The organism is Nocardiopsis sp. NPDC058789 (assembly GCF_042745575.1).
Classification (GTDB): Bacteria; Actinomycetota; Actinomycetes; order Streptosporangiales; family Streptosporangiaceae; genus Nocardiopsis; species Nocardiopsis eucommiae.
This window is the reverse complement of the sequence record NZ_JBHYOW010000021.1, coordinates 44,347-69,987: the sequence shown is the minus strand read 5'-3', so window position 1 is coordinate 69,987 and position 25,641 is coordinate 44,347. Positions and strand designations below refer to the sequence as shown.

Here is a 25,641-nt window from a genome sequence, read left to right as displayed (position 1 = left end):
ACGATCCTGGTGGGGGCCGGGGTCTGTTTTTTATCCCCCCCCCCCCCCCCCCCCCGGCGGGGGGGGGGGGGGGGGGGCGGGGCGGGGGGGGGGGGGGGGGCCCCCCCCCCCCCCCCCGACCGCTGTCGTTCCCGTCCGGAGGACGCGGACCGGGCAGGGAGGTCACACGTCCCAGGTGGTCCCGTACCGGTCGGTGAGCTCCCGGACCTCCTCGGGGGAGAGCACCGAGAAGGTGCTCCCCCGGAGGGCGACGACGACGCGCGCGGCCTCCTCCAGCTCGATCGCTCCGGCCAGGGCGGTCCCCGGGTCCGCGCCCGCCACCAGGGAACCGTGGTTGGCGAGCAGCGCCGCGTCGAACCTCCCCGGCAGCTTCGCGAGGTTCTCGGCCAGCCGGTGGCTGCCGGGCGCCGCGTAGGGGACCAGGGGAGCCTGGCCCACACGCATGACGAGGTAGGGCGTGACGGGCGGCAGCGCCGACGTGGCCGACCACGCGGGCAGGCAGGAGGCCGCCGTGGAGTGCGGCGAGTGCAGGTGGACGACGGCGCGCGCCGACCCGGACCTGCGGTACATCTCCAGGTGGAGCGGGAACTCCTTCGACGGGGCGGGACCGCCGGTGTGCGTCCCCGCGTCGTCCAGCACGGACAGGCCCTCGGGTTCGAGATCCCCCAGGGAGACCCCGGTCGGGCTCATCAGGACGGCGCCCCCGACCCTGACCGAGACGTTGCCCGAGGATCCCGGGCTCAGTCCCAGGTCCACGGCGCGGCGTCCCGCCGCGCACAGCTCCTCGGCGGCGCGTCGTGTCTGCTCGTTCACGCGCCCTCCTCCCACGCCCGCACGAACAGGTCCTCGGCGCCGAAGTTCCCGGATTTGAGCATCAGGTGGATGTCCTCACCGTCGCGGTGACCGAGCATCCAGGCCACTCCGGGATCGACCTCCGGGCCCAGGGTGAGCGAGCCGACACCGAGCCGACGCACCACCGCTCCGCTGGTCTCACCACCCGCCACCAGGAGCGCACGTGTCCCCGCGGCAACCAGACGTTCCGCGATCTCGGCCAGGGCCCGCTCGATCACCGGCGCGTCCGCCGTGTCCACGACGTCCTCCGGCGACGCGGTCGCGTAGACGACGAACGGGGCCGCCTCGCTGGCCCGCGCCTCCGTGACGGCGCTCGACACCACGGCCTCGAAGTCCTCCCGGAGCGCTGCGGCGCGGATCCGGAGACCGGAGCCCGACGAGAGAGCGTGCCGCACCTGCCCCTGAGTGGCCCGGGAGGCGCTGCCCGACAGCACCACGCGCGGACCGCCGGGCAGCGTGAACTCCGAGCGCTCGTCGGACCGGGGGCCGCAGAGCCCCTGGGCGAGCGCGCTGCCGCCGGTCAGCAGACGCAGGTCGTCCGTCGCGGCGGCCAGGGTCCGGAGGTCGGCGTCACGCAGGGCGTCCACGACCACGAACCGAGCTCCGGCCTCCCGGGCGGCGCCGATGGCGTCGCGCACCGCGTCGGCGCCCCGGGACACCACCGGCCACGGCACCAGGGCCGTGTCGTCCGCGCCCCGGCTGACCTGTGGTTCGAGCAGCCGGAGCAGGTTCGAGTCGGTCATGGGGGTGAGCGGGTGGTGGCGCATGGGCGACTCGTCCAGCGGCTCGTCGCCGACGAACAGGTGGCCCCGGTAGACGGTGCGCCCGTTCGCGGGGAAGGCCGGGGCGATCACCGTGACCTCCTCGTCCAGGGCCTCCAGGACCGCCTCGGAGACCGGGCCGATGTTGCCCTCCGGAGTGGAGTCGAAGGTGGAGCAGTACTTGACGTAGAACCGTTCACACCCGGCCCGGCGCAGCCACGCCAGCGCGTCCAGCGACACCGCGACCGCCTCGTCGACGGGCATCGTGCGCGACTTCAGGGCCACGACCACGGCGTCGGCACCGTTCGCGGCGTCGAGCGTGTGCCGCTCGCCGTCCGCGTCCGCTCCCAGGACGACGGTGGTGCGGAAGCCCGCGGACGTGAGCGTGATGGCGAGGTCGGTGGCTCCGGTGAGATCGTCGGCGATCGCGCCGAGGGTCGCCATGGGTTCTCCTGTGGATCGATGGTGGTGGACGGACGGGGGGAGGGGCGACGGCGTGGAGGGGTGTTCCGTGGAGGGGGACCCCACGGAACACCCCCTAGACGAGACCGGTCGCGATCATGACGTTCAGGACGGCGAACCCGGTGATACCGGAGATGACCGAGGCCACCCCGATGGAGCGGATGCCCTGCCCGACGGTCATGTTCGACAGCGTCGTGGTGACCCAGAAGCCGGAGGAGTTCGCGTGCTTCATGATCTGCGCGCCGGTCGCGCAGGCCAGGTACACCACCAGCGGCGAGAGGTCGAGGGCGGGCAGGAGCGGCTGCATGATCGCGGCCGAGGTCATGACGCCCAGGATGTTGGAGCCGGTGATGGTGCACACGGCGGCGGCGATGAGGAACGGGATGATGACCGGGGACAGCCCGGTGCTCTCGATCGTTCCCGCGACGTTCTCGGCCACTCCGGTCTCCCGGATGATGGTGGCCAGCGCGCCGCCGACACCGGTCAGCGCGAGGGGCATGGCCGCGATGCGCAGTCCGGACTCGAACAGGTCGTTGAGGGTGGCCTTGTCCCGCCAGCGCCCCCGGAAGAGGGGCAGGGCGAGGAGGCAGGCGAGGAACAGCGCCATCGTCGGCTCACCGACGAACAGCACGGTCGCGGTGAACCACGAACCCTCGGGCAGGATCGGGGCGGTCAGGGACGCGACCACGATGAAGACGATGGGCGCCAGGATCGGGAGCAGGGAGCCGAAGAGCCCGACCCGGGGCGCCTCGTCCCCGCCGGTGACGGCGTCTGAGGAGGCGCCGGCCGACCCGGAGGCCCCGGAGGAACCACCCCCGGCGTTGGCCAGGTGCTCGACGAACTCGGGCTTGGGCGGCACGTGCGTCTTGGTCCGCGACAGGTAGATCGTGGCGGCCAGGATGCCGGGGACGCCCACGGCCAGTCCGTAGATGATGGCCTCGCCCATGCTGACGTCCAGGAGCGAGGCGGACGCGAGCGGGCCCGGACCGGGCGGGATGACCGAGGTCATGACGTAGGCGCCGATGTAGAGGATCGGGCCGAGCTTCATCATCGAGATGCCCGTGCGGTAGGCCAGGGCGGAGACGATGGGGATGAGCATGACGACGGCGGTGTCCGCGATGAGCGGGATGCCGAGGACGGTGGAGGCCAGGGCGATCGCCCAGGGCACCTTGTTCTCGGAGAACAGCCGCAGGGCCGTCTCGGTGATCTTCATGGCCGCGCCGCTCAGTTCGAGCATCTTGCCCAGGACGCAGCCGAAGATGATCAGGAGGCCGACGTTGGCCAGTGTGCTCCCGAAACCCTCCTTGACCAGCTCGACGGTTCCGGTGCCGCCCATGCCCAGGACGAGCCCGAGTGCCACGACGACGATGAACAGCGTGGCCACGGGGTGGACCTTGAACCGTGCGATGAAGAGCACGAGCACGGCGATGGCGCCAAGGAACGCCAACAGTGTGAGGACGTCCGACATGTCACTGCTCTCCGGTGTTCAGGGGCGAGCGTGTGCGCGCCTGGTTCCAGGTGTCGAGGAGCGTGTCCTCGGGGTCGGCCAGGTCGCCCAGGAGCAGCAGCTCCCCGGCGGCCACGTCGCGGGCCAGGGTGGTGTGCGCCGCCAGGTAGAGGGGCGCGACGTCGGCGGGGGCGTCGGCGGAGTCCAGCAGGACGGGCGCCACACCGGTCACGTCGTGGTGGTGGCCGCCCATGTCGAGCCTGGTCCCGGCGGGAAGCGCGGTGCGGGCCCGTCCGGCCAGGACAGCGTGCGGGGCGGGCGGACGCGAGCCCGCGGCCCGGTGGTGGTCGGCGGCGGCCAGCACGCTCAGCGGTGTCTCCACACCCATGAGGTGGTACGGCAGGTACAGGCAGGCGTAGCGTCCCGAACGCGAGACCACGTGGCCCTTCTGCGCGAGGAGTGACCAGGAGACGTCGTCACCGGTGCGGACGACGGCGAAGACGCCGCCGGCGAAGGAGGCCTCGTCCGGCAGGCGCAGCACGCTGAAGACGTCCACGACGCCCGAACGGGTCAGGATGCCGCCGTCCTCCGCGAGTGCGTAGACGTCGGCCAGCTCGGCTGTGCGCGCGACGGGGTAGTGCAGGGACTCCACGTCGGGTACCAGGCCGGTGAAGTTGGCGACCACGCCCATCTCGCAGTAGTCGGCGGCGGCCGAACGCGTGATGTCGGAGACGGCCAGGGCCCGGGAGGCGAGCGTGGCGGGCACGTCCTCGCCCAGGGTGAGCAGGGAGGCCATCTCGGGAGCGTGGACCTCCTGGTCGAGCTGGCGCACGCGGCCGGTGGCGGGGTCGAAGACGAGGTCGTACTCACCGGACTTGCCGATGGCGACGACGTCGAGCCCGAGCAGGCGCGTGCGCTCGTACCACTCGATGAGGTTGGCGGGCTGGTCCCCGATACCGGGCGTGTAGACCACGCCCCGCTCGGCGGCCAGGGCGGCCAGGGCGACGCCGGAGACGGAGTCGACCTCCTTGGAGACCATCACCACGTGGCGACCGGTCCCGATGGCCAGCCGCGCGGCGTCGGTGCCCGCCGCGGGGCTGCCGGTGGCCTCGACGAGCACGTCGTAGTCGGCGTGTTCGAGCAGGGCGGCGTCGTCGATCACGGCGATCTCGTCACCGGACAGCGCGGCCAGGTCGCCGGGGGTGGAACACGCCCTCAACGCGGCGGCCGGGTACCCGAGTTCGACGCACAGGGCGACGGTCCCCTCGGTGTCCAGGTCGCACAGGACCGAGGGACGCAGGCGTTCCATGCGCGGCGTCTGGGCGAGCAGTGTGCGGGCGAAGCCGCCCCGTGCTCCGGTGATCGCGTAGCGCACGGTCGGCGGGGGCGGACCCGTGGTGCTGGTGGCTTGCATGGTTCTCCTTCTCTCACGTCACGGTGGACACGCTGTCCTCATCCGTAACGGCAACACGCCCTGTTTAACAGGAGAGGAACATGCGAGTCAACAATTATCACGCCTCGTATCATCTGGTAACACTCGCTACCATGGTCCTGTGAACGCACTCGAAGGAGGACGATGATCCCGGCGCAACGGCGCGAACTGCTCCTGAGAGAACTGCGCGGCACGGGTGTGCTGAGCGTGAAGGAGCTCTGCGACATCCTCGGTGTCTCGCACATGACGGTCCGCCGCGACATCATGAACCTGGAGGAGGAGGGGCGGGTCCGATCGGTCCCCGGCGGCGTGGAACTCGCCTCCCAGGTCCGCACCGAGCCCTCCTACCTGGACAAGTCCCGTCTGGACCTGGACGAGAAGCGCGCCATGGCCCAGGCGGCGGCCGCCCTGGTCGAGGACGGTCACACCGTCTACCTGGACGCCGGGACGACCCTGGGTCACCTGGTGCCGTCGCTGTGGGGAGTCACCGGACTCACGGTCATCACCAACGACCTCACCACGGCGGCCTCGCTGTCCGACCACCCCGACCTGTCCCTGTACTTCGTCGGTGGGCAGATCGACCGTGAGAACCGCTCGGCGGTGGGCGACATGGCCGCCGCGACCGTGGCGGAGTTCAACATCGACGTCGCCTTCATGTCGACCAGTTCGTGGGACATCGGGCGCGGTTCGACCACGCCCTCGCGGTCCAAGGTCGCCGTCAAGCGCGCCGCGATGGCGGCCGCGTCGTCGTCGGTGCTGGTCGCCGGGGCCGACAAGTACGGCGCGTTCGGCACCTTCAAGGTCGCCGCGTTGGAGAGCTTCTCGACGGTGATCACCGACGACCGTCTGGCCGAGTCGTCCGCGCGGGCCATACAGGAGGTCGGTGTCAGCCTGGAGATCGTGAGCCCCCAGAGCGTATCCGACGAGGTGGCGCGTCTGGACCCCACCGTCTGACCCCCACCGTGACCGGCGCCCCCGGTCACGGTGAGGACGGCCCCGAAGTGGCCCCGGGGCCCCGGGGCCCCGGGGCCCCACCCCGTCTCGGGCGCGGGGTCAGGGGCGGCGGGTGCGGAAGTCGCGGGAGCCCGGGGCCAGGGCCGCCAGGGCCGGGGCCAGGACGCACAGGGCGGCGCAGGCGAGCAGCACGGTCTGCGCACCGAAGACCTGGGCGGCGGGGGCGATCAGCGCCAGCCCGACCGGGGCGAACCCGTAGGCGAACAGGAAGTCCAGCGACGACACCCGGGCCAGCTTGTCCGGGGCCACTTCGCGCTGGGCGGCGGTGAACCACGGGACGTTGAACAGCTCCACGCCGAGGCCCACCACGGCGTAGGCGGCGAACACCCAGAGTCCGCCGACGGGGAACACCAGGCTCAGCGGGGCGAGGGCGTACAGACCCAGCCCGAACAGGGCCCACCAGCCCTGGGCGCGCGGCTTCCAGCGGGAGACCAGCACCGCTCCGACCAGGGCCCCGGCGGTGTACGCCGTCAGCGCGCCGGCCAGCACGGCCTCGGTCCCGTAGTGGTCGCGGCTGGCCAGGGGGAGCAGGACGTTGGTCGCGGAGTAGCCCAGGGCGATCACCACGGTCAGGGCGCCCAGCCCGGCGAGGAACCAGGTGTGGCGGCGCGCCTCGGTGAGCCCCTCGGCGAACTCCACGTGGAAGGGCGCCCGCGCGGGGCGCTCGACGGGGGCGGCGTCTCCGCCTCGGGGCAGCAGGGCCGCGGCCAGCCAGAGGGCCGCCGTGACCAGCAGGAGCACCTGGGGGCCGGTCACCGTGGCCAGCAGGGCGGTCAGGCCGGGGGCCAGGAAGGTCACCCCGCGCACCGAGAAGGTCAGCGCCGCGTTGGCCTGTTGGCGGTCCTCGGCGGGCACCACCTCGGCGGTGAGCGCCTGGAAGGCGGGGCGGCAGGCGCCCTGGCCGACACCCACGACGGCGGCGGCAGCGGTCATCAGGGCGACCGAGCCGCCGCCCAGCCCGGCGGCGAGGACCGGGCTGGCGACGGCCGCCGCCAGCCCGGACCACAGGACCACGGCCCGGCGCGAGTGGCGATCGGCGTACAGGCCGCCCAGGGGGACCGCGACCAGGAACCCGGCGGTGCGGGCGGCCAGGACGAGCCCGAGCCCCACCGCGCTCAGCGTTCCGTGCAGGACCGCGAGGCCCAGGATGAACGGCATGGCCCAGGTGGCCAGGCCCGACGCGGTGGTCGCGCACCACAGGCGGACGAAGGTCGGCCGGAGCAGCGGTGCGCCACGGCGCTCCCGGGGACGGGTCGTGTTCGGCGTCGTGGACACGAGGAGTACTCATCTCGGTTCGGGGTGTGTAGGGTCTCACTCTAGTGAAAACGATTATCAGTTGCGACTCTGTTGGCGAAACTGGATCCCACGGCGCGGGCGGTTGGCCTGCGGTGGGGTGGATGTCCGCTTCCGTGGGGGTTGGCGCTCGCGTGAAGGGGGCAGCGACCTCGTGGAGCGAGGAGCTCCTCGTGACAACGATAATCGTTTTCGCTATGGTCGTCGGAACCGGCGCCCCCAGGGCGTACCGACCGACGCCCCCTGCCCCGAAAGGCCACGCGTGGACCCCGCACAGATCGCCCAGCTGCCCCCACCGCTGCCCGCCGAACGGATCATCGGCCTCAACCAGCCCAGGGTCGACCTGCACACCCTCCGCTCCTACTCGTGGAACGGGTGGGAGTTCGACGTCCCGCCCGAGGTGTTCCTCCCCGGCGCCACCAGCCGGATGATCCACCAGCGCGTCCTCGACGACGACATCGACGTGCGCGGACGCGTCTACGCCGCCATGGGAGTCGGACTCGGGGTCGAGGCGGCCGTGGCCGGGCTCCGCGGCGCGGCCCGGATCCTCGCCGCCGACGTCCACCCGGCCAGCGTGGCGGCCACCGAGCACAACTACCGGCGCGTCGTCGGCGCGGGGGAGGGGACCGCGTTCGTCCCGCTGGTCTCCGACCTGTTCGCCGCCTTCCCGCCCGAACCGCGACTCGACGTGGTCACCTTCAATCCGCCGGCGGTCAGCCAGCCCGTGAGCGACGACCCCGACATCGTCCGCAACGTCTGCGCGGGCCGACCCGTCACCGACGCGTTCTTCACCCAGCTCGCCGAACGCGACCTCCTGGCCCCCGGTGGCCAGGTCTACTTCGTCGCCTCCAACACCGCGGACCTGCGGGGGATCATCGGCCACGCCGTCGAGGAGGGCTTCACGGCCCACGTCCACCACCTGCACGACTGGAACGACGGAGTCCTGACCTACCTGTTCCGCCTCACCCGGGAGAACGTCAAGTGAGCCACCCCCAGACCCTCGACACCCTTCTCCAGTCGGTGCTCGACACCCCCGACCTCCCCGTCGCCACCAGCGTGTTCTGGGTTCACCACGGCACCCGCCTGGCCGGGGGCGACGTCACCTACCTCAACCAGTACGTCCTGGTCCGGATCGGCCGGGCCTTCGGCGCGTGCTCCTTCGAACCGGGCCAGCTGGACCCCGACGTGTGCGCGGACCTGTCCGGCAGACCCCTGGCCGACCTCCTGAGAGGCCCGGCCCCGGTACGGCTCGCCGCGTTGGACGCCTACCTGGGCCAGGCCCACCCCCACTCCGAGGACCCCCGCGCCGAACGGGTCACCCTCCCGTACGGCACCCCCGAGGAGCGCGCCGTCGCTCGCGACCGCGCGATCGCCGGTCTCCTCCCCGACCCCGACGGCAGGCGGATCGCCCTGATCGGCGTGGTCAACCCCCTCGTGGCCGCGATCCGGGAGCGGGGCGGCCAGTGCCTGCCCTGCGACCTCAACCTCCGCCGCACCCAGTGGGGAGACCCCGTCAGCCCCGACATGGAGGAGGTCCTGGCCGAGGCCGACGCGGTCGTGGCCACCGGCATGACCCTGGGCAACGGCAGCTTCGACCGCCTCCTGGAACGCTGCCGCGAACGCGACCTTCCGTTGGTCCTGTACGCGCAGAGCGGCAGCGCGGTCGCCCGGGCCTTCCTCGGCTCGGGCGTCACGGCGGTCTCCGCCGAACCCTTCCCGTTCTCGCAGTTCAGCGCAGAACCGACCCACCTCTACCGCTACCGAGAAGGAACCCGAGAGTGACCGTAGGAACTGGACAGGCGACCTGCCACCACGGTGAGATCCTCCAGGGCGTGTTCCTGGACGAGCGGGGACGCCCCACCCGTGGTCTGGTCACCCTGCCGATGTCCGAGCCCCGGACCCGCGCGCTGTTCACCCCGTTCTCCGTGAAGGCGCCCCGGCACGTCGTCGTCGACCCCCTCGACCGTGCCAAGGCGGCACGCGCCGCCGAACTCGCCGTGGCGGAGTGCGCGCGCGTGGCCGGGACACCGCTGGTGGGCGGCTACCTCAGCGTCCGGGGCGGGGCCCGGCCCGGGCTCGGCATGGGTTCGTCCACCAGCGACGTGACGGCATCGGTGCGCGCGGTCGCGGCCGGGCTCGGCGTGGAGCTGTCCCCGGAGTCCGTGGCCCGGGTCGCTGTCGCGGCGGAGGGCGCCAGCGACCCGGTCATGTTCGGGGAGCGCCCCCTGCTGTTCGCCCAGCGTGAGGGCCGTGTCCTGGAGGAGTTGGGCCCCGTGCTGCCGGAGATGGCGGTCGTGGGCTGTCTGACCGGAAGTGGCCAACCGGTCGACACCCTCTCCTTGAAGGGGAACGCACGACGGGGGGACATCGCCGTCTACGAGAGGTTGCGTGCCGCGCTGCGTACCGCGATCACCGAGGAGGACGTGGCCGGGGTCGGGCGCGTCAGCACCGAGAGTGCCATCCTCAACCAGCGTGTGCTGCCCAAGGACGAGCTGGGCACGCTGAGGGAGGTCGCCCGCGAGTGCGGTGCGGTGGGCATCCAGGTGGCGCACAGCGGCAACGTGGCCGGTGTGCTCTTCGACGCGGCCGCCCCCGATCTCGGGGAACGCCTCGCGGCCGCCGCCGACCGCCTCGACGCGGCGGGGCTCACCCCCCACCGCGTGTTCTCCACGTCCACACGGTTCGGTGCCTCGCCGCCCCCCTTCGCACGGCCCGTCCTCACCGGGGTCGCCTCGACCCCACCCACCCCGGCCCCACCACCCTCGACCACCGCGGAGCCACCTTGGACGAGCACGTTTCGGAAGCCATCGCCAGACCCGACCTGATCGACCTCGGCGGGGGCCTGTTGTGCCTGCGCTTCGAGTCCATGAAGGTGGCCTCCGCACTCGCGGCCGTACGCCACCTGCTCGACACCGGGGTGGTCCGCCCCGGTGACACCCTCATGGACAGCTCCAGCGGCATCTACGCCTACGGGCTGGCCCTGGCCGCCCACCGGTACGGCCTGCGCTGCCACATCATCGGTTCCACCACCATCGACCAGCCCCTCCGCCTCCAACTGGCGATCCTGGGCGCCACCCTGGAGCAGATGCCGCCCTCGGACGACCTCCGGCTGGACCAGGACCGCCGGGTGCGACGGGTCGGGGAAGTGCTCCGTGAACACCCCGACTACCACTGGATGCGGCAGTACCACGACGTCGTCCACGGCCTCGGCTACCGGGCGGTGGCCGACCAGATCCGCAAGGAGACCGGAGACGGCCCGCTCACCCTGGTGGGCGGGGTCGGATCGGGCGCCTCCACCGGGGCGCTCGCCCGCTACCTGAGGGAGAGCGCCCCGGACACCCCGCTCGTGGGGGTCCAGCCGTTCGGCAGCGTCACCTTCGGCAGCGACCACGTCACGGACCCGCAGATCATCATCGCGGGCATCGGCAGCTCCATCCCCTTCGGCAACGTCGACCACACCCTGTACGACACCCTGCACTGGACCGGTTTCGACGCGGCCCTGGCCGGGAGCACGGACCTGCTCCGCCGCCACGCGGTCTTCGCTGGGCTCTCCACGGGAGCCGCCTACCTGGTGGCGCGCTGGGAGGCGGCGGCCGCCCCGGACCGGCGGGTGGTGTTCGTGGCCCCCGACACCGGACACCGGTACGTGGACACGGTCTTCGCGCGACACGAGGAGGCCGCTGACGTCACCGACCTCGCTCCCCGGGAGGTCGGTGACCTCAAGGAGCTGTCGCCGCCCTGGTGCCGGATGGCCTGGGGGCGCCAGCCCGCCCCGGAACGGGCGGTCCACCGGGAGTGACCGACCCGAGGAGGGCCGGGCCGCGACCCGGCCCTCCTCGGACCGGGGTCAGAGACCGACCAGCAGGTAGGCCAGCGGGCCCGCGATGAGGGTGCTGAGGATGACCCGCTGGAACCAGATCACCACGAGCTGCCCCACCGTCAGCGGGATGCGGGTGGCCAGGACGCAGGGGACGAGCGCGGAGAAGAAGACGATCGAGGACACCGACACGACCCCGACCACCAGACGGAGCACGAGGTCCTCGGACCCGGCGGCCACGGTGGCGGGCAGGAACACCTCGGCGATCCCCACCGAGAGCGCCTTGGCGGCCAGCATGGGGTCGGAGAGCCCCACCACCCAGGTGAAGGGGACGAAAACGTAGGCCAGCAGATCGAAGACCGGGGTGGAGTGCGCCACGACCAGTCCGATGGTGCCCACGGACATGATCGACGGGAGGATGGACATGCTCATCCGGACCCCGTCCACGAAGTTCACCCACACGTTGCGCGGCAGGGAGGGCGCCGCGACCAGGGCCTTCCTCGCCTCGCGCCACGCGTGCCCGACGCGGTTGCCGGTGACCTCCTCCTCGGGCTGCGGCGTCGCCCCGGGGAAGTGGTCGTCCGGGATACGGCTCAGCGGCGGGACGCGCACGAGGATCGCGGTGACCGCGTAGGTGACGAGGAACGTCAGGAAGAAGTAGGTCAGCCAGATCCCCATCAGGTCGAGGGTGTTGGCGATGACCACCATGAACGTGACCGAGACCGTGGAGAACCCGATCGCGATGATCGCCGCCTCCCGGCCGGTGTACCGCCCGGACTGGTAGACGCGGTCGGTGATGAGCAGGCCCAGCGAGTAGCTGCCCACGAACGAGGCGGCGGCGTCCACGGCCGAGCGTCCGGGGACGCGCCACACGGGCCGCATCACGCGTTGCAGCAGCACGCCGACGAACTCCATGAGCCCGTATCCGACCAGCATCGCGAGGAAGACCGCGCCGACCGGCACGAGGAGGCCGACGTTCACGGCCACGGCGTTGAACAGGAAGGGGGCGAGGTCGTCGCCCATGAACCACGCGGGACCCACGTCCAGGATCACCATGGAGGCCACGACCAGGCCCACGATGTTGAGCAGGGCGAACACGAGCTTCACACCGCTGTGCCGCCACGTTCCCGTGACGAAGGGGACCACGGTCCCGGCCGCGATGACCAGCCAGATCACGTAGGGAAGGGCGGGTCCGAGCCCGGCCTGGAGGAGGGTGACCAGATGGTCGAGGGGGATGGCGTTCCGGTCCCCGAAGGTCACGGGAACGAAGAACATGAAGATGCCGATACCGCTGTAGACGACCAGGCGCCACGTCCCGGCCGCCTTCGAAGCGGTCGCGTTGTCGCTCACGGGGGGGCTCCTCCTGCCTCTGAAATGGGAGTATTCCCGGAATCGAAGCAGAAAGTGACGCGGGACACCCGGGCCTGAGAGCAGAAAGCGTCCGAGATCTCGGACATCGGGTTTCGTCCCGGGGTCCGAGCGTTTCCCCCGTGTGTCCGGCTCAGCCCTCCTCCTCCACCAGTGCGAGGAGGCCGTCGATGTTCGCCCGCAGGAACGCGGAGAGCTGGGGCGGCAGGAGGCGGATGCCCGCGAGGGCCTCCCGTGAGGCGGGGAGACGGACCACCTCGTAGGTGCCGCGCCCGGGTTCGGTGAACTCGGCTCCGGTCCGGTCGGCGAGGTTCATGGAGGTCAAGCGGGCGACGAAGACGTGCTGGACACCCGTGCCGCCGGGGAGGTCGTCGGTGATGACGAGGACCTGGCGGACCCGGTCGATCCGGCCGCCGAGTTCCTCCAGGACCTCACGGCGCAGGGCCGCTTCGACGCTGACGTCGTCCGCTTCACGACCGCCTCCGACGGAAACCCAATAGGGCTCCCGGCCGGGTCTGGTGCGCTTGATGAGCACGAGGCGCCGCTCGCTGTCGAAGAGGAGGGCGCGAGCGCTCTGCTTGACGACGCCGGTCATGTGTCCCCGCTTCGGTTCGTCCCATGGTGAGGAGAGCTTCGGCTCGCGCCGATCCCGGGCGGCCCGTCGCGTCGCGCCCGCCACTCTCCGGGCCTGATCGAGTGGGTCGCCCGGGGGAGGGCTCGGACTCTGAGGCGGGAGGGGGCTCAGAAGGAGGAGACGCGCAACAGCGCGGACCATTCAGAGGAGGGGAAGGAGAGGTAGCCCAGGTCGCGTTGGGTGGAGTCGCGCACCGCGAAGCGTTGGGGTTCGTCCAGGAAGGGGCCCGCTTCGACGCAGCTGCGGCCGCCATCAGGACTATGGCTGCTGATGTGCCAGCCGACCTCGACGCACTGTCCACCAGTGTCAGAGCTGTAGCTGCTTGTGCGCCAACCAATAACGGCCGACGTGTCCCGGTTCATTACAGGTTCCTCTCCAAGGCTGCGATGAACGCGACCGAGTCCTCAGGGCTCAAGCTCATCCCCTGCAAGCGATCGTACAAGGCCGCCAGATGCCCGGCTTCTTCGGATTCCAGGTAGAAACCGCCTGCCGGGCTCACGGAATAGGCGATCAGAGGGAAGGGGTCCTCCATATCGATGAGGCGAAAGCCCCCGTCGGGGCTCACCAGAGCGCCAGCCTCGAAGGGGACGACTCTGATCCCGATGTTAGGCCGTTCCGAACAGGCCAGAAGGTGCCGGATCTGGTCCTTCATGACCTCGCGACCGCCGACCATCCTCTGAAGGGCGGCCTCCTCCATGACGATGTCGAGTTGTACGGCGTTCTCACCTTCGAGGATGGCCTGCCGTGACATCCTGAGTTCGACGCCTCGTTCGATCTGAGCGGATGAATCATGCGGGTTGGCAGCACGGAACAATGCCTCCGCGTACGCCGCCGTCTGCACGAGCCCGTTGACGGGCGTGATGTCGAACGTGCGGATGCGATCAGCGCGGCTCTCCAACCACATGTAGTCGATGAACCAGTCAGCGATCTCGGAGGAGTACTTCTCCCACCATCCGGTCCTGCTGATCTCCTTGGAGAGCCGGAGCAACGAGGCGCGCTGCTGCTCGCCCTCCACCCCGTAGAGGTCCATCAGGGCGAGAACCTCGGGTTCACGGACCGGCAGTGCGCCCGACTCGAACTTGCTGATGGCCGAGAAGCTGCGTTGCAGGTACTCGGCGGTGTCGGTGAGTTTGAGCCCGTTCTGCTCGCGCAGCTCCTTCAGCATCTTTCCCAGCCACTGCGCCCGCAGCGTCGGCCTTCGCTTCGGCATGTGTGCCTCCTTGAAGATGTCTAGGAAAATTGTACCTACAACTTGACTTGTGATTGTACCTGCCTCAGTCACACTTTAAGTGAGGCAGGTATCACTCGGTGCGATCGCGCCGGATGTGGGCCGCCTGCTGACACAAAGACAGCCGCCCGGGGTGGGGTAGCGAGATTGCAGCCTCTTCGCCCCACCTCGGGCGGCCTTCAAGGAGGGAACGCCGATGAACGATGTCCACATCCCCACCCCCATTGTTGCCCAGGAGTGGGACAAGATCGACACCTCCGTGGACAACGAGGAGCCTCAGATCCTGTCCTCCGAGCAGTACGCTCGCTACTGCGCCACCATCCGGGACCTGTTGCGCGCCGCTGGCCTGTCAGTTCAGGACTTCGACCGGGAGACCCCGGAGTTCCTGGTGATCGACGACGAGGAACTGGGAATGCAGGTGCGGCTGAGCCCCGACCGTCTGGCGAACGTCGAGATCACCCTCGGCGAGGACATGGCGGAGGCCTTCAACACCGTGCGGTTCGCCGGTCACCTGGTCCGCCTCTTCGAGCTGGGCCGAAGGTTCCGTGAGGACGGCACCGCGACCCTCTGACCTCGGACCGTCCTCTCACGCCACCGTTTCCCTCCGAGGCCGGTGCGGGCCGCTCCGGGACCTCCCGGGGCGACCCGCCGGTCGCTCATCCCTGGAGCTCGCGCAGGTACTCCGAGAACTCTCTAGTTTCGGATTCGGGGTCACGGTGTGCTCATATTGGAAGTCGTCGTTGGTGCCGGTCCTTGCCGGTGCTGCCGCCGTCGGACGTTGGCTGTCCTCTTCGGCCCGAACCGGCTCGTGGTGCTGCCTGCTGTCTTCTCCTTAGAATTCGATCAGGGAGGCGATGAATCATGCGGCGTATGTGGGTTTTTGTCTTCTGTGTCCAACTTTTGAGAAGTTTCTGCTCCCCGCGCACGCGGGGATGGACCCGTCGAGCGTGTCCGCGACCTGGAGATCCGGCACTGCTCCCCGCGCACGCGGGGATGGACCCCCTGAGGAGTGGGCGGAGAAGTTCGCTGCTGCCTGCTCCCCGCGCACGCGGGGATGGATCCGTCTACTATGCGGCGTTTACGCCGATTTCCTCCTGCTCCCCGCGCACGCGGGGATGGACCCGCGCTGCTGATCGTGCGGCACGGGTCCACCCGCTGCTCCCCGCGACCGGTGAGCCCCCGTCACAGACGCCCACACAGACCAGGGTGTTCGGTCCGTCCTGGCACGTGCGGGAAGACCTGGTGGACATCTCGGCAACCATCATGGACACGTTCGCTGAGTGGAGCGCCGTCATCAGTCGCTTTTCCGTGCGCATCCTGAACGGAGTCGTGGAGGCGTGCGAAAGCCTGATCGACAGCCCACCGCGCTCGGAACCCTGGAGCAGGCACAGGCGTTCCGATGCGCCACCAGTGCCGCACGGCGCGCGCTCGGGCTGGCCACCACACGACGAACCCGGTGCCCCTCCTGCGGGACACCGGGCCTGATCATCGAAGGCGGGCAGAGCCTCCTGCGACTACTGCGGAGCGAGCAGTTCGGTGACCAGGCCTTCCGCGTAGGGCCTCAGCCGCGCGTGGATGTCGTCTCGTTCGGAAGCTTGGATAATCTCCGCGCAGATCACCAGCTGCGCGAGTCGGCCGGTCTCCGTCCGGAGCAAGCTCCCGAACACATCACGAACCTTCGAAGCCGTTGCGGGGGCCGGGAGACTGTACGCGAGCAGAACCGCAGCGTCGTAGCCTGCTGGAGCCCCACCCCACCCTTCCCAATCGATGAGTTCCAGGGGCTCCTTGGTGACGTTCGCCCAGTGGAGGTCACCGTGAGCAGTCCGCCAGTCCTTGACGGTCAGATCAACACCTTCCAGCGCGGGAATGAAGCGGGGAATCCTGTGGATGAACGCCTGTGTTATCACCTCTCGGCCTACAGGCATGGGGGTTCGACCGACTTCATCAACCGCCCCATGCAGCGCCGACCACCACTGATCAGTCACATCAGCGGGTGCTGAAAGGTCGGGCGTCTCTGAGAGTTCCTTGCCTCGAAGAAGCGCCCACAGGTGAGCCTGGAACGCAGCTCCGTCAGACGACCACGAGTGGTCCGCGAGCAGGTCCGGTCGTGGAATCGTCGCGCTCAAATACCTCTCAGCAAGTGCCGCCCCTTCCCAGAGCTTGCCCTCCGGGCGCGGCGCGGCCATCACTCGCAGCCACGCCTCAACTCCGTTCGCGGCCACCACTGGTCCGCTCAGGGTCCTCCCTCCGAGCCCGGAACGGAGAGCGACCTCCGAAGGTGCTGAGGCTCCGAGGAACGTGACAGCCTGGTGCCACTGATCAGTGAGGTCGTTCGGGAGCGGGATCGAGGAGTTCACAGAGTTTCCTGAGTCGGTGGTCGGACAGCGGATCACCAACGTTGTCAGCCGCCTGCTCCCAGCGCTCGGAGTTCGTGGTGCTGATGAGCAGGCCGGTCAGCCCGGGGGAACGGAAGTGGCCACGGGCACCGCTGCTTCCGCACCGCTGGCTCCTGGGGAAGGCCCGCCGACCTCGGGGCGTCACTTCCCTCCGAGACCGGGGCGGGCCGCGCCGGGACTCCTCTCGGGGCGGCCCGCCGATCGCTCACCCCTGGAGCTCGCGCAGGTACTCCGCGAACTTCTCCAGGCCGTCGATGTTGCGCGGGCCCGAGATGCCCTCGTTGTAGTCCAGCACGAAGAAGTTCTCCTCCCGCACGGCCGGGACCTCGGCCATGGCGGGGGACGACGTCAGGAAGTCGATCTTCTCCTGGGCGGGCTGGTCGCCGTAGTCCAGGATGATGATCACCTTCGGCTCCGCCTCCACCACGGGCTCCCAGCCCACCTGGGTCCACCGCTGCTCCAGGTCACCGAAGATGTTGCTGCCCCCGGCGTGCTCGATGATGTCGTGGGGCGGGACCTGGTTGCCCGCGGTGAAGGGCTGGTCGGTGCCGGAGTCGTAGAGGAAGACGCGGGTCGGGTCGCCCTCGGGCACCTGCTCCTCGACCGCCGCCACCCGCTCCCGGTAGCCCGCGACCAGCTCGGTGGCGCGCTCCTCCACTCCGAAGATCCGTCCCATCCGCTCCAGGTCGGTGTAGAGCCCCTCGAACGGCGTCACCCGCTCGGGGTGGCCGGGGTAGTTGAAGCAGGACTCGGCGTGCATGAAGCTCTGGACGCCGATGCCGTCGAGGATCTCGGGGGTGATGCCCCGTTGGTCACTGAAGCCCGAGTTCCAGCCCGCGACCACCAGGTCCGCCTCCGCGTCCACCACCAGCTCCCGGTTGAGCAGGTCGTCGCTGAGGAACTCGACGGCCGCGTAGTCCTCGGCCCACGGCGACTCCTCGACGGGCGGGTTGGCCGGGGGCATCACGTAGCCGTGCACGTGGTCGACCAGCCCGAGTGCGAACAGCTTGTCCGCGCTGCCGCCCTCGTAGGCGACCACCCGCTGCGGCGTGGTGTACTCCACCTCCTCGCCACAGCGCTGGACGGTGACCGGTCCGGCCCCGGCCTCGGAGGTCCCCTCGACCCGGGCGCCGCAGCCGGCGAGCAGGACGGAGACGGTCACGAGGGGGACCAGGGCGAGCGGGCGGAGCGGGATTCGGGGATTCATCGGGGGTCCTTCCTTGAGGGTGGGAGCCGGTACAGCAGCTGGGGGCCGCCGGTGAGGGGGTGGGGGACGACGGTGGCCTCCACGCCGAAGACCTCCCGGAGCAGGGCGGGCGTGAGCACCTTCTCGGGGCTGCCCGCGTCGACCAGCGCGCCCTCGGAGAGCACACCGACCACGTCGCAGGCCGAGGCGGCCAGGTTGAGGTCGTGCAGGACCACCAGCACGGTCACGCCCACGTCGCGCAGCAGGGAGAGCAGGTCGAGCTGGTGGCGGACGTCCAGGTGGTTGGTGGGCTCGTCCAGCACCAGCACGCGCGGCTCCTGGACCAGGGCGCGGGCCACCAGGACGCGCTGGCGCTCGCCTCCGGAGAGCTCGAGCACGCCGCGCCCGGCCAGGTGCGCCACGTCCAGCAGTTCCATCGAACTCCGGCACAGGGCGCGTTCCCGGGCACTGAGCGGCTGGTTCCCGCGCAGGTGGGGGGTGCGTCCCAGCGCGACCAGCTCCTCGACCGTGAAGTCGAGGTCGCTCCCGTTCTCCTGCGTGAGGGCCGCCACGCGCTGGGCGCTGGCGCGCGGGCTCAGGGAGGTCAGGTCATCGCCGTCCAGCAGCACCCGGCCCGCAGTCGGACCCAGGGCCCGGTACACGCAGCGCAGGGCCGTGGACTTGCCGGAGCCGTTGGGGCCGACCAGCCCCACCACCTGCCCGTCCGAGACGTCCAGGGTGAGCTGGCGGACGATCCGCGCGCCGCCCAGGTCCACCGAGAGCTCGTCGAGTCGCAGGTCCATCAGCGTCCTCCGAACAGGTAGCCGCGACGGCGCATCAGCATGATGAACACCGGGACGCCGATCAGCGCCGTGATCACTCCGAGGGGGAGTTCGCGCGGGGCCACGACCACCCGGGAGACCAGGTCCACCCAGACCATGAGCACCGCGCCCGCCAGGGGCGCGACGGTGAGCACCCGGCGGTGGTCGGCGCCCACGAGGATGCGTACGATGTGCGGCACCACCAGACCGACGAACCCGATCGCGCCGCTGACCGCCACCATCGCGCCGGTCATCACGGCGGTCAGGACGAACAGCCAGCGGCGCAGGCGGTCCGCGTCCACCCCCAGGCTGGCGGCGGTCTCGTCGCCCAGCGCCGTCACGTCGAGGGAGCGGGCCCGTGAGCGCAGCAGGAGCGCGCCGAGGACCACGGCGGCCGCGACCACGGGGAGCGAGGCCCAGGTGGCGGCGCCGAAGCTGCCCATGGTCCAGAACAGGACGGTGCTGGTGGCCTCGTTGCTGGGGGCGAGGTAGACGATCACGCTCATGACCGCCTGGAAGCCGAAGGACAGGGCCACCCCGGTCAGGACCAGGCGCAGCGGGGTCACACCCATGCGCGAGTAGGAGACGGCGTAGACCAGTACGGTCGCCGCGAGGGCCCCGGCGAAGGCCCCGGCCGAGACCGCGTGGACTCCGAGGGCGGAGACGCCCAGGACGCCGACCAGGACCGCGCCCACGGAGGCCCCGGAGGAGACGCCGAGGATGTAGGGGTCCGCGAGGGGGTTGCGCACCATCGCCTGGACGGCCACGCCGACCGTGCCGAGCCCGGCGCCCACGACGGCGGCGAGCAGGACGCGCGGGGTGCGGATCTCCCAGATGACCTGGTAGCGGGTGACCTCGTCGGCCTGGATGACGCCGCCGCTGAGCGCCGCCCACAGGTAGCGGACGGTCTCCTGAGGGGGGACGACCGCCGAGCCCAGGCCGATCGCCAGGACCGTGGAGACGACCAGGACCAGGGTCAGGGCCAGGGCTGCGGTCGCGGTTCCCGCCGGTGTGGTCAGCCAGCGGACCCGTGGCGCGGCTTCGGGGCCGGGGGAGGGAGTGGTGAGGGGAGCGGGGGGAGCGGGGGCGTGCCGCATCCGGCCTCCCTTCCTGTGAGGGCGAGGGATACGAGTGGATATGAAAACGGTTTTCATTCTAAACGCAGACGCGGCCCCTCGTGTCCACTTTCGGGGAAGGGGCGGCGCCGGGCGCACGAAGAAGCCCGCCGGCGGTCCGTGCGAGCACGGAGCCACCGACGGGCCGGGGCAGCCCTGGAAGAGGGGTCAGACGGCGTTGAGCTGGATCGCCAGGGCGTCGAGGCTCCTCGCGGTGAGGTCGAAGGAGTCCGTCGAGCCGGGCGGGTCCCCCACGGGACGCTCCACGTAGGCGGTCCGCATCCCGAGGGCCTGTGCGCCGCGCAGGTCCCAGGCGTGCGCGGCGACCATCAGCAGGCGCTCCGGCGGGAGGCCCGCGTGGGTGAGTGCGAGCCGGTAGACGTCCGGGTGGGGTTTGTACGCCCGCGCGTCCTCGGCGGAGAGTGCCTGGTGCCAGCGCAGTCCGGCGTGCGCGCTGATGAGGGTGAGAGCGGGGCCACTGGCGTTGGACAGCCCGACCACCGGGTAACGGGAGGCGATCCGGTCCAGCGCCCGCACGGAGTCGGGCCACGGCTCCAGGCGCCGTGCGGCCTCCGCCAGTTCGAGGACCGCCTCCTCGTCGTCGATCCCGGCCTCGGCCGCCACGCGTGCCGCCGCCTCGTGATCGAGCTCGGTGCTGCTGGCGTAGGGGAGGCCACCGGCGAGGATCGCGCGCTGGCGCTCCTCGACGTGCCCCGACCACGTTCGGAGGAGTTCCGTCACCCGGGCGTCGTCGGCGCCGGGCAGCAGCGCCCGGATGCCGCGCCCGATCCCGCCGGGTTCGTCGACCATGGTTCCGAGGACGTCGAAGAAGATCACGTCGATGTCGGGGGGTGAGGTCACGTGGCGACTCCTGGTGTGTGCGGCCGCGCCGCCCGGACCGCGCGGGCGGGTCTCTCGGAGACGGGTCGGACGACCGTGTGTCCGCCGGGCCCAGCGAGCATAGCCCGCCGGGGTCGGCGGGGTTCCGGTGAACCCGGGCGGTCGCGTGTCGGCGCGGCGGGCCGGACGGATCGGCCTGGTGCGGTCGGTCGCCGGAGACGTGTCGTGCCGGGTCGGACGCTCAGTGGGAGGAGGTGCCGGGGGCCGGGGCGAACGCGCCGCCGGGGCCGAAGGCCAGCGCCGCGAAACGCGTCCCGATCCGCCGGTGCGCGGCGGTGTCCGGGTGGAGGCGGTCGGGCAGCGGCAGCTCCGCGTGGTCCGCTTCCCCGTAGAGCTCACAGCCGTCCAGGTAGGACAGGTGCGGGTCCTCGGCCGCGCGCTCCCGTACGATCCGGGACAACGTCTCGCGGACGGAGACCAGGGTGAGCTTCCCGGACGCGCGCTCGGCGGGGTCCCCGGTGGCGCGGAACACCTTGCGTCCGGCGCGCAGGGCTTCCGGGTCGAACTCGGTGGGGCCGGGGGTGTCCTCGTGGATGGGGCACAGGGTCGGGGAGACGACCAGCAGCGGAGTGTCGGGGTGGCCCTCGCGGATCGTGTCCAGGAAGCCGTGCACCGCCGGGCCCAGGGCGCGTGCGCGCATCAGGTCCGCGTTGACCAGGTTGATGCCGATCTTCACGCTGATCAGGTCGGCCGGGGTGTCCCGCATCGCTCGGGCGGTGAACGGGTCCAGCAGCGCGTTGCCGCTCAGGCCCAGGTTGACCAGGTCCACCGGCTCGTGGGCGGCGGCCACCGCGGGCCAGATCGAGGTGGGGCTGGTGGCGTCCGAACCGTGGCTGACGGAGCTCCCGTGGTGCAGCCACACCCGCCGTCTCCGGTCGGTGACCGGCTCCACCGGGGCGTCGGCGCGCAGGGCCACGAGCCGGGTGGCCTCGTCGTGCGGCAGCCAGATCTCCACGTCCTTGACCCGGTCGGGCAGCCCGGTGAAGCGGGCGGTGCCGACCGGTCCGTCCGCGTGCTCCAGGGCTCCGGTGGCCATGTCGAGGGTCAGGGTGTCGCCGCCGGGCACGGTGGTGCTCGCGTGGAGTCGGCCGTCCACGAGCAGGTCGTAGACCCCGTCCGGGCGGGCGGAGATCCCCGGGTAGACCCGCTTGGTGGGCAGGGTGTCCAGCTCGATCGCGGTGGCCCGGGTGCGCAGCAGCAGCCGTACGCCCGAGGGCTGGACCTCGGCCAGCGCCAGCAGGGGCTCGGGGTTCTGGGCGCGGGCCCGCGCGGGCAGCCGGTGCGGCAGCAGGCCCCGCTCCGTGCGCTCCCACTCGATCGCTCCGAGCAGGAGGTCCGGGGTGAGGGGGGTCGTGATCCAGTGGTTCTCGGTGTTCATGGGTCTACCCGTGGTTCGTCTCGTTCGGGGCGGGCCAGGTCCGCAACAGGTGGTCGAGCGCGTCCAGCGTCCGTGACCAGCTCTCCTGGGAGTCGGGCTCGCTGTGGTCGAAGCCGCCGCCCAGCTCTGTCGCGACGTAGCCGTGGAAGACGCTGCCCAGGAGGCGCACCGCGTGCGTCTGGTCGGGTTCGTCGAGGTCGTAGCCGCGCAGGAGCGCCCGCGTCATCCGTGCGTGCCGTACCCCGGCGCTGGCCGCCGCCGTCTCCGGGTCGAGCCGGAGCTGGGCGGCGGCGTAGCGGCCGGGGTGTTCGCGGGCGTAGTCGCGGTACACGTTGGCGAGGGCGACCAGGGCGTCCTTCCCGGACCGGCCCGCGAGGGCGTCGGCCGCCCGGTCGGCCATCTCCTCCAGTGCGAGCAGAGCGATCCTGGTCCGGAGGTCCCGGGAGTTGCGCACGTGTGAGTAGAGGCTCGCGACCCGCACGTCGCAGCGCCGTGCCAGCGCCGAGGCCGTCACCTGGTCGAAGCCGATCTCGTCGGCCAGCTCCGCGCCCTCCCGGGTGAGGCGTTCCGGGGTCAGTCCCGCTCGTGCCATCAAGGTCCTCCTCGTTTCCGAAAAGCACTCTATGTCTGCCTAAGCCCTTTAGGCAACCGAGGACATGACTTCGGGGGAGGGGGCGGTGGGAGGGGTCAGTGGGATCGGGCGGGCCGTGAGGTCAGCGTCGCATCAGGGCGAAGACCCCCCAGCCGAGGTACTCACGCATGTAGCGCGCGTAGCGCGCGGGCTCGGTCGAGAGCTCGGCCCGCACCTCGGGAGCCATCTCGTCCCGCGGGTTCCGGTCGAGCCAGCGGCGGAGGTTGAGCCACTGGGCCGCGCAGTACCGGTCCCAGCTGTCCTGGTCGGCCAGCACCATCTCCACGACGTCGTAGCCGAGGTCGCCGAACTGCTCGATCAGTTCGTGCAGCAGCAGGAAGTCGGACGGCCCGGTGGCGTGGCACCCCTCGGCCGTCTCCTGGTCCGGCGGGGTCCGGCGCCAGTAGGGCTCACCGATGAGCATCAGACCTCCGGGGCGCAGGCTCCGGCCGAGCAGCTCGGCCGTCCCGGCCACGCCGTCCCCGATCCAGGTGGCGCCCACGCAGGCGGCGACGTCGACCGGTGGGTCCGTGACGTACCCGGTGGCGTCGCCGTGGACGAACTCGACCCGGTCAGTGACGCCGAGTTCGACGGCGCGGTCCCGGGCCTGTGCGGTGAAGACCGAGCTGACGTCCACGCCCGTCCCCGTGAACCCGAGGTCGCGCGCCCAGGTGCACAGCATCTCGCCCGACCCGCTGGCCAGGTCGAGCACCCGCGTCCCGGGAGGCAGGCGGAGCGCCTCGCCCAGCACGGCGAACTTGTGGGGCGTCAGCGGGTTGTGGATGCGGTGGCCGCTCTCGCGGATGGTGAAGATGCGGGGGAGGTCCATGGTGACCGCCTTTCCGCCGGACTCCGTGCCCGACGAGGGAGAGACGGCCACCGTAGCCGCTGGGCCCCCGGAACCGTGGTCAGTCCTCCAGGGTGTCCTGGATGAGTGGGACGATCTCGTCCAGGGCGTGGTGGATGCCCAGGGTGGAGCCGCTGGAGAAGGCGTTGACCAGCTCCGGGTCGTCGAGGACGAGCAGGCGCCCGGCCTCGGCCGAGGGGATGCCCTGGAGGACCGGGTCCTCGTCGAGGAAGGCGGCGGTATCGGCGTCACCGATCGGGAAGACCAGGGTGAGGTCGGCGTCCAGCTCCTCCACGAGCTCGGAGCTCAGGTCCGTGTAGAAGGCTCCGTCGGCCATCTCGACCAGCTCGGGCTTGTACTCGAAGCCCAGTTCCGTGAGGACGTCCACACGCGTGTCACCGGGCACGTAGGCCCCGTACTGGCCGTCGAAGTAGGCGCCCACGGCGATGGTGAGGTCGGCGAACCCGGCGTTCTCCGCGCGCAACTCCTCGAAGCGGCCCTCCAGCTCGGTGACCAGCTCCTCGCCGCGCTCCTCCTCGCCCACCACCTGGGCGACCTGGCGGGTCTGCTGCTGCCACGTCGTGCCGTAGGTGACCTCGACCTCCGGCGGCGGGCCCACGACGGGCGCGACCGGGGAGAGGAGGTCGTGGCGCTCCTGGGAGTTGTCGGAGCGCGTGTCCAGGATGACGTCGGGCTCCAGGGAGGCGATCGCCTCGATGTTGGGCTCCATGGTGCCCAGCTGGGTGGGCTCGGAGTCGAGCAGGTCGGCGGCCCAGGGGCCCACACCGGCGCCGCCGTAGCCCTGCCAGTCGGCGACCCCCACCGGTTGCACGCCCAGGGCGAGCGCGGTCTCGGCGTCGGACCAGCCGAGCGCGGCCACGTTCTGGGGGCGGTCCGCGATCTCCACGTCGCCGAAGAGCGTCTCGACGGTGACGGGGTAGCCCTCGGCGGCCTCGCCCGAGGGCTCGGAGGAGGTGCCGGGGCCACCGCAGGCGGAGAGCAGGACGGCGGACGCGGCGCCGACGGCGACCAGGCCGAGACGGGCGGACGGACCGGGGTTCATGGGACCTCGCTGGCGAAGATGAGCTTAGCCTTGCCTAAGCCGGATTTCTCCAGGTTAGCGCGGCTTGGGGCTGGTGTGATCAGTGGGGGTGGGGTGGAGAGGTGCGGCACGCGTGGCCGGGGTCTGACCAGTGGGGTGGAGAGGCGCGGGACGTGTGGTTCGGGTGTGACCAGTGGGGTGGAGAGGCGCGGGACGCGTGGTCCGGGTGTGCTCAGTCGACCCCGGCCACGCCCGCGCGCCAGTAGCCCACGAAGGTGATGTCGTCCTTGGACACGGCGCGGTCGCGTACCAGGGCTCGACGCAGGCCGGTGGGCAGCGCGTTCTCTCCCGCGACCCAGCAGTAGGGGCGGCCCTCGGGCAGGTCCGCCGCGCTCACCGTCTCCAGGGCGAGACGGCCGGGGGTGGCGTGGGCGTCCTCGCGCGGCAGCCAGTGCACCTCCACTCCGGGCGGGGCGTTCAGCGGCCGGACGTCCCGGGGGGAGGGGACCTCCAGGTAGACCTGGGCGCGCAGGTCGCGCGGGGCCTGTTCGACGATCGACAGCAGGGCGGGCACCGCGCTCTCGTCACCGACCAGCAGGTGCCAGTCGGCCTCGGCCGGGGGTAGGTAGTAGATGCCCTCGGGGAACAGGCCCACCTCGTCGCCCTCACTGGCCGAGATCGCCCAGGTCGAGGCGGGGCCGCCGTCGCCGTGCGCCACGAACTCGATGTCCAGTTCCAGGGCCTCGGGGTCGAACCGGCGCATGGTGTAGTTGCGGACGTAGGGGCGCTCGTCGTCGCCCATCTCGCGGTACTGCGGGTACCAGCCGTCGTCCTCGGCGTCCGGCAGGACCAGCCGCTCCTGTCCGGGGCGGCGGAGGAAGACCCGTACGCACTGGTCCCGGCCGAGGAACTCGAACCGGGCCAGCTCGGGACCGCTGACGGTCACGGTGACGAAGTGGTCGGTGGTCCGCTCGGCGCGTACGACCCGGGCGCGGATCATCTGGCGGTGACGCGGGG

The 25,641-nt window shown here is 71.2% G+C and carries 25 protein-coding genes and 1 CRISPR repeat array; of the genes, 6 read left to right on the top strand and 19 right to left on the bottom strand.

Translation table 11 applies throughout. The annotated features are described in order from the left end of the window. Window positions 1-162: 162 nt before the first annotated feature. From ACFW3L_RS23915 to ACFW3L_RS23900, 4 genes are all read right to left on the bottom strand, one after another. Window positions 163-813 carry a class II aldolase/adducin family protein gene (locus ACFW3L_RS23915; RefSeq protein WP_378746118.1) on the bottom strand — a complete coding sequence of 217 codons (651 nt, stop codon included), beginning with the start codon at window positions 811-813 and terminating at the stop codon, window positions 163-165. Then, a complete protein-coding gene (gene otnK / locus ACFW3L_RS23910; RefSeq protein WP_378746108.1) occupies window positions 810-2,057 on the bottom strand; it encodes a 3-oxo-tetronate kinase in 1,248 nt (415 codons plus the stop codon). Before otnK ends, ACFW3L_RS23915 begins: the two co-directional genes overlap by 4 nt. 94 nt (window positions 2,058-2,151) lie before the next feature. Then, complete coding sequence (locus tag ACFW3L_RS23905) at window positions 2,152-3,543, bottom strand: GntP family permease (protein WP_378746102.1); 1,392 nt, start codon at window positions 3,541-3,543, stop codon at window positions 2,152-2,154. A gap of 1 nt (window position 3,544) precedes the next feature. Then, window positions 3,545-4,936, bottom strand: coding sequence for a homoserine dehydrogenase (locus ACFW3L_RS23900; protein ID WP_378746092.1), 1,392 nt, complete (start codon window positions 4,934-4,936; stop codon window positions 3,545-3,547). A 162-nt stretch (window positions 4,937-5,098) separates the two neighbouring features. Between ACFW3L_RS23900 and ACFW3L_RS23895 the strand changes: the two genes are divergently transcribed. Next, complete coding sequence (locus tag ACFW3L_RS23895; protein ID WP_378746088.1) at window positions 5,099-5,908, top strand: DeoR/GlpR family DNA-binding transcription regulator; 810 nt, start codon at window positions 5,099-5,101, stop codon at window positions 5,906-5,908. A gap of 99 nt (window positions 5,909-6,007) precedes the next feature. On the opposite strand, the gene ACFW3L_RS23890 is transcribed toward ACFW3L_RS23895, so the two are convergent. Further along, window positions 6,008-7,243 carry an MFS transporter gene (locus ACFW3L_RS23890; RefSeq protein ID WP_378746082.1) on the bottom strand — a complete coding sequence of 412 codons (1,236 nt, stop codon included), beginning with the start codon at window positions 7,241-7,243 and terminating at the stop codon, window positions 6,008-6,010. A 280-nt stretch (window positions 7,244-7,523) separates the two neighbouring features. Between ACFW3L_RS23890 and ACFW3L_RS23885 the strand changes: the two genes are divergently transcribed. The 4 genes from ACFW3L_RS23885 to ACFW3L_RS23870 are packed head-to-tail and all read left to right on the top strand — an operon-like array spanning window position 7,524 to window position 11,060. Beyond that, on the top strand, window positions 7,524-8,246 hold the full coding sequence (locus tag ACFW3L_RS23885; RefSeq protein WP_378746070.1) for a methyltransferase: 723 nt from the start codon (window positions 7,524-7,526) through the stop codon (window positions 8,244-8,246). Next, window positions 8,243-9,043, top strand: a complete 801-nt coding sequence (locus ACFW3L_RS23880) for a Rossmann-like domain-containing protein (RefSeq protein WP_378746060.1) — start codon at window positions 8,243-8,245, stop codon at window positions 9,041-9,043. Before ACFW3L_RS23885 ends, ACFW3L_RS23880 begins: the two co-directional genes overlap by 4 nt. Then, a complete protein-coding gene (locus ACFW3L_RS23875; RefSeq protein WP_378746052.1) occupies window positions 9,040-10,086 on the top strand; it encodes a GHMP kinase in 1,047 nt (348 codons plus the stop codon). The genes ACFW3L_RS23880 and ACFW3L_RS23875 overlap by 4 nt, the downstream gene beginning before the upstream one ends. After that, entirely contained in the window at window positions 10,044-11,060 is a 1,017-nt protein-coding gene (locus tag ACFW3L_RS23870; protein ID WP_378746047.1) for a pyridoxal-phosphate dependent enzyme, read from the top strand. Before ACFW3L_RS23875 ends, ACFW3L_RS23870 begins: the two co-directional genes overlap by 43 nt. A 48-nt stretch (window positions 11,061-11,108) precedes the next feature. On the opposite strand, the gene ACFW3L_RS23865 is transcribed toward ACFW3L_RS23870, so the two are convergent. From ACFW3L_RS23865 to ACFW3L_RS23850, 4 genes are all read right to left on the bottom strand, one after another. Next, the gene (locus ACFW3L_RS23865; RefSeq protein WP_378746042.1) at window positions 11,109-12,428 is read right to left on the bottom strand and encodes a YjiH family protein; all 1,320 of its coding nucleotides are present in this window, start codon (window positions 12,426-12,428) and stop codon (window positions 11,109-11,111) included. Window positions 12,429-12,579: 151 nt separating this feature from the next. Further along, a complete protein-coding gene (locus tag ACFW3L_RS23860) occupies window positions 12,580-13,041 on the bottom strand; it encodes an NUDIX domain-containing protein (RefSeq protein ID WP_378746035.1) in 462 nt (153 codons plus the stop codon). Between the two features lie 146 nt (window positions 13,042-13,187). After that, window positions 13,188-13,442: a DUF397 domain-containing protein gene (locus ACFW3L_RS23855; RefSeq protein WP_378746030.1), complete on the bottom strand. Its 255-nt coding sequence runs from the start codon at window positions 13,440-13,442 to the stop codon at window positions 13,188-13,190. Beyond that, window positions 13,442-14,290 (bottom strand): helix-turn-helix domain-containing protein, encoded by an 849-nt coding sequence (locus ACFW3L_RS23850; RefSeq protein WP_378746026.1) that lies wholly within the window; start codon window positions 14,288-14,290, stop codon window positions 13,442-13,444. Before ACFW3L_RS23850 ends, ACFW3L_RS23855 begins: the two co-directional genes overlap by 1 nt. Window positions 14,291-14,504: 214 nt before the next feature. Here ACFW3L_RS23850 and ACFW3L_RS23845 point away from each other — a divergent pair, with 214 nt between their 5' ends. Then, window positions 14,505-14,879 carry a hypothetical protein gene (locus ACFW3L_RS23845; protein WP_378746017.1) on the top strand — a complete coding sequence of 125 codons (375 nt, stop codon included), beginning with the start codon at window positions 14,505-14,507 and terminating at the stop codon, window positions 14,877-14,879. 340 nt (window positions 14,880-15,219) lie between these two features. After that, window positions 15,220-15,489: a CRISPR direct-repeat array (repeat unit 26 nt; unit sequence CTGCTCCCCGCGCACGCGGGGATGGA). A gap of 333 nt (window positions 15,490-15,822) precedes the next feature. Here the strand turns inward: ACFW3L_RS23845 and ACFW3L_RS23840 are convergent. The 10 genes from ACFW3L_RS23840 to ACFW3L_RS23795 form a co-directional block, all read right to left on the bottom strand. Then, window positions 15,823-16,665, bottom strand: a complete 843-nt coding sequence (locus ACFW3L_RS23840; RefSeq protein ID WP_378746011.1) for a phosphotransferase — start codon at window positions 16,663-16,665, stop codon at window positions 15,823-15,825. A gap of 244 nt (window positions 16,666-16,909) precedes the next feature. Further along, window positions 16,910-17,911 (bottom strand): ABC transporter substrate-binding protein, encoded by a 1,002-nt coding sequence (locus tag ACFW3L_RS23835; RefSeq protein WP_378746008.1) that lies wholly within the window; start codon window positions 17,909-17,911, stop codon window positions 16,910-16,912. After that, window positions 17,908-18,693: an ABC transporter ATP-binding protein gene (locus ACFW3L_RS23830; protein ID WP_378746002.1), complete on the bottom strand. Its 786-nt coding sequence runs from the start codon at window positions 18,691-18,693 to the stop codon at window positions 17,908-17,910. The genes ACFW3L_RS23835 and ACFW3L_RS23830 overlap by 4 nt, the downstream gene beginning before the upstream one ends. Next, window positions 18,693-19,808: a FecCD family ABC transporter permease gene (locus ACFW3L_RS23825; protein WP_378745995.1), complete on the bottom strand. Its 1,116-nt coding sequence runs from the start codon at window positions 19,806-19,808 to the stop codon at window positions 18,693-18,695. The genes ACFW3L_RS23830 and ACFW3L_RS23825 overlap by 1 nt, the downstream gene beginning before the upstream one ends. Window positions 19,809-19,994: 186 nt before the next feature. After that, a complete protein-coding gene (locus tag ACFW3L_RS23820) occupies window positions 19,995-20,687 on the bottom strand; it encodes a haloacid dehalogenase type II (RefSeq protein WP_378745988.1) in 693 nt (230 codons plus the stop codon). Window positions 20,688-20,907: 220 nt separating this feature from the next. After that, window positions 20,908-22,104, bottom strand: a complete 1,197-nt coding sequence (locus tag ACFW3L_RS23815; protein WP_378745977.1) for a GDSL-type esterase/lipase family protein — start codon at window positions 22,102-22,104, stop codon at window positions 20,908-20,910. A gap of 4 nt (window positions 22,105-22,108) precedes the next feature. After that, on the bottom strand, window positions 22,109-22,696 hold the full coding sequence (locus tag ACFW3L_RS23810; RefSeq protein WP_378745964.1) for a TetR/AcrR family transcriptional regulator: 588 nt from the start codon (window positions 22,694-22,696) through the stop codon (window positions 22,109-22,111). 121 nt (window positions 22,697-22,817) lie between these two features. Then, the gene (locus ACFW3L_RS23805) at window positions 22,818-23,564 is read right to left on the bottom strand and encodes an SAM-dependent methyltransferase (RefSeq protein WP_378745954.1); all 747 of its coding nucleotides are present in this window, start codon (window positions 23,562-23,564) and stop codon (window positions 22,818-22,820) included. Window positions 23,565-23,643: 79 nt separating this feature from the next. Beyond that, entirely contained in the window at window positions 23,644-24,645 is a 1,002-nt protein-coding gene (locus tag ACFW3L_RS23800; RefSeq protein ID WP_378745946.1) for an ABC transporter substrate-binding protein, read from the bottom strand. Between the two features lie 211 nt (window positions 24,646-24,856). Then, window positions 24,857-25,624, bottom strand: a complete 768-nt coding sequence (locus tag ACFW3L_RS23795; RefSeq protein ID WP_378746121.1) for a siderophore-interacting protein — start codon at window positions 25,622-25,624, stop codon at window positions 24,857-24,859. Window positions 25,625-25,641: the final 17 nt, after the last annotated feature.

Coding starts and splice junctions, on each gene's coding strand:
- ACFW3L_RS23805 (WP_378745954.1), bottom strand. CDS start 23,564: ATGGACCTCCCCCGCATCTTCACCATCCGCGAGAGCGGCCACCGCATC.
- ACFW3L_RS23855 (WP_378746030.1), bottom strand. CDS start 13,442: ATGAACCGGGACACGTCGGCCGTTATTGGTTGGCGCACAAGCAGCTAC.
- ACFW3L_RS23815 (WP_378745977.1), bottom strand. CDS start 22,104: ATGAACACCGAGAACCACTGGATCACGACCCCCCTCACCCCGGACCTC.
- ACFW3L_RS23860 (WP_378746035.1), bottom strand. CDS start 13,041: ATGACCGGCGTCGTCAAGCAGAGCGCTCGCGCCCTCCTCTTCGACAGC.
- ACFW3L_RS23835 (WP_378746008.1), bottom strand. CDS start 17,911: ATGAATCCCCGAATCCCGCTCCGCCCGCTCGCCCTGGTCCCCCTCGTG.
- ACFW3L_RS23895 (WP_378746088.1), top strand. CDS start 5,099: ATGATCCCGGCGCAACGGCGCGAACTGCTCCTGAGAGAACTGCGCGGC.
- ACFW3L_RS23905 (WP_378746102.1), bottom strand. CDS start 3,543: ATGTCGGACGTCCTCACACTGTTGGCGTTCCTTGGCGCCATCGCCGTG.
- ACFW3L_RS23900 (WP_378746092.1), bottom strand. CDS start 4,936: ATGCAAGCCACCAGCACCACGGGTCCGCCCCCGCCGACCGTGCGCTAC.
- ACFW3L_RS23830 (WP_378746002.1), bottom strand. CDS start 18,693: ATGGACCTGCGACTCGACGAGCTCTCGGTGGACCTGGGCGGCGCGCGG.
- otnK (WP_378746108.1), bottom strand. CDS start 2,057: ATGGCGACCCTCGGCGCGATCGCCGACGATCTCACCGGAGCCACCGAC.
- ACFW3L_RS23800 (WP_378745946.1), bottom strand. CDS start 24,645: ATGAACCCCGGTCCGTCCGCCCGTCTCGGCCTGGTCGCCGTCGGCGCC.
- ACFW3L_RS23850 (WP_378746026.1), bottom strand. CDS start 14,290: ATGCCGAAGCGAAGGCCGACGCTGCGGGCGCAGTGGCTGGGAAAGATG.
- ACFW3L_RS23825 (WP_378745995.1), bottom strand. CDS start 19,808: ATGCGGCACGCCCCCGCTCCCCCCGCTCCCCTCACCACTCCCTCCCCC.
- ACFW3L_RS23810 (WP_378745964.1), bottom strand. CDS start 22,696: ATGGCACGAGCGGGACTGACCCCGGAACGCCTCACCCGGGAGGGCGCG.
- ACFW3L_RS23795 (WP_378746121.1), bottom strand. CDS start 25,624: ATGATCCGCGCCCGGGTCGTACGCGCCGAGCGGACCACCGACCACTTC.
- ACFW3L_RS23845 (WP_378746017.1), top strand. CDS start 14,505: ATGAACGATGTCCACATCCCCACCCCCATTGTTGCCCAGGAGTGGGAC.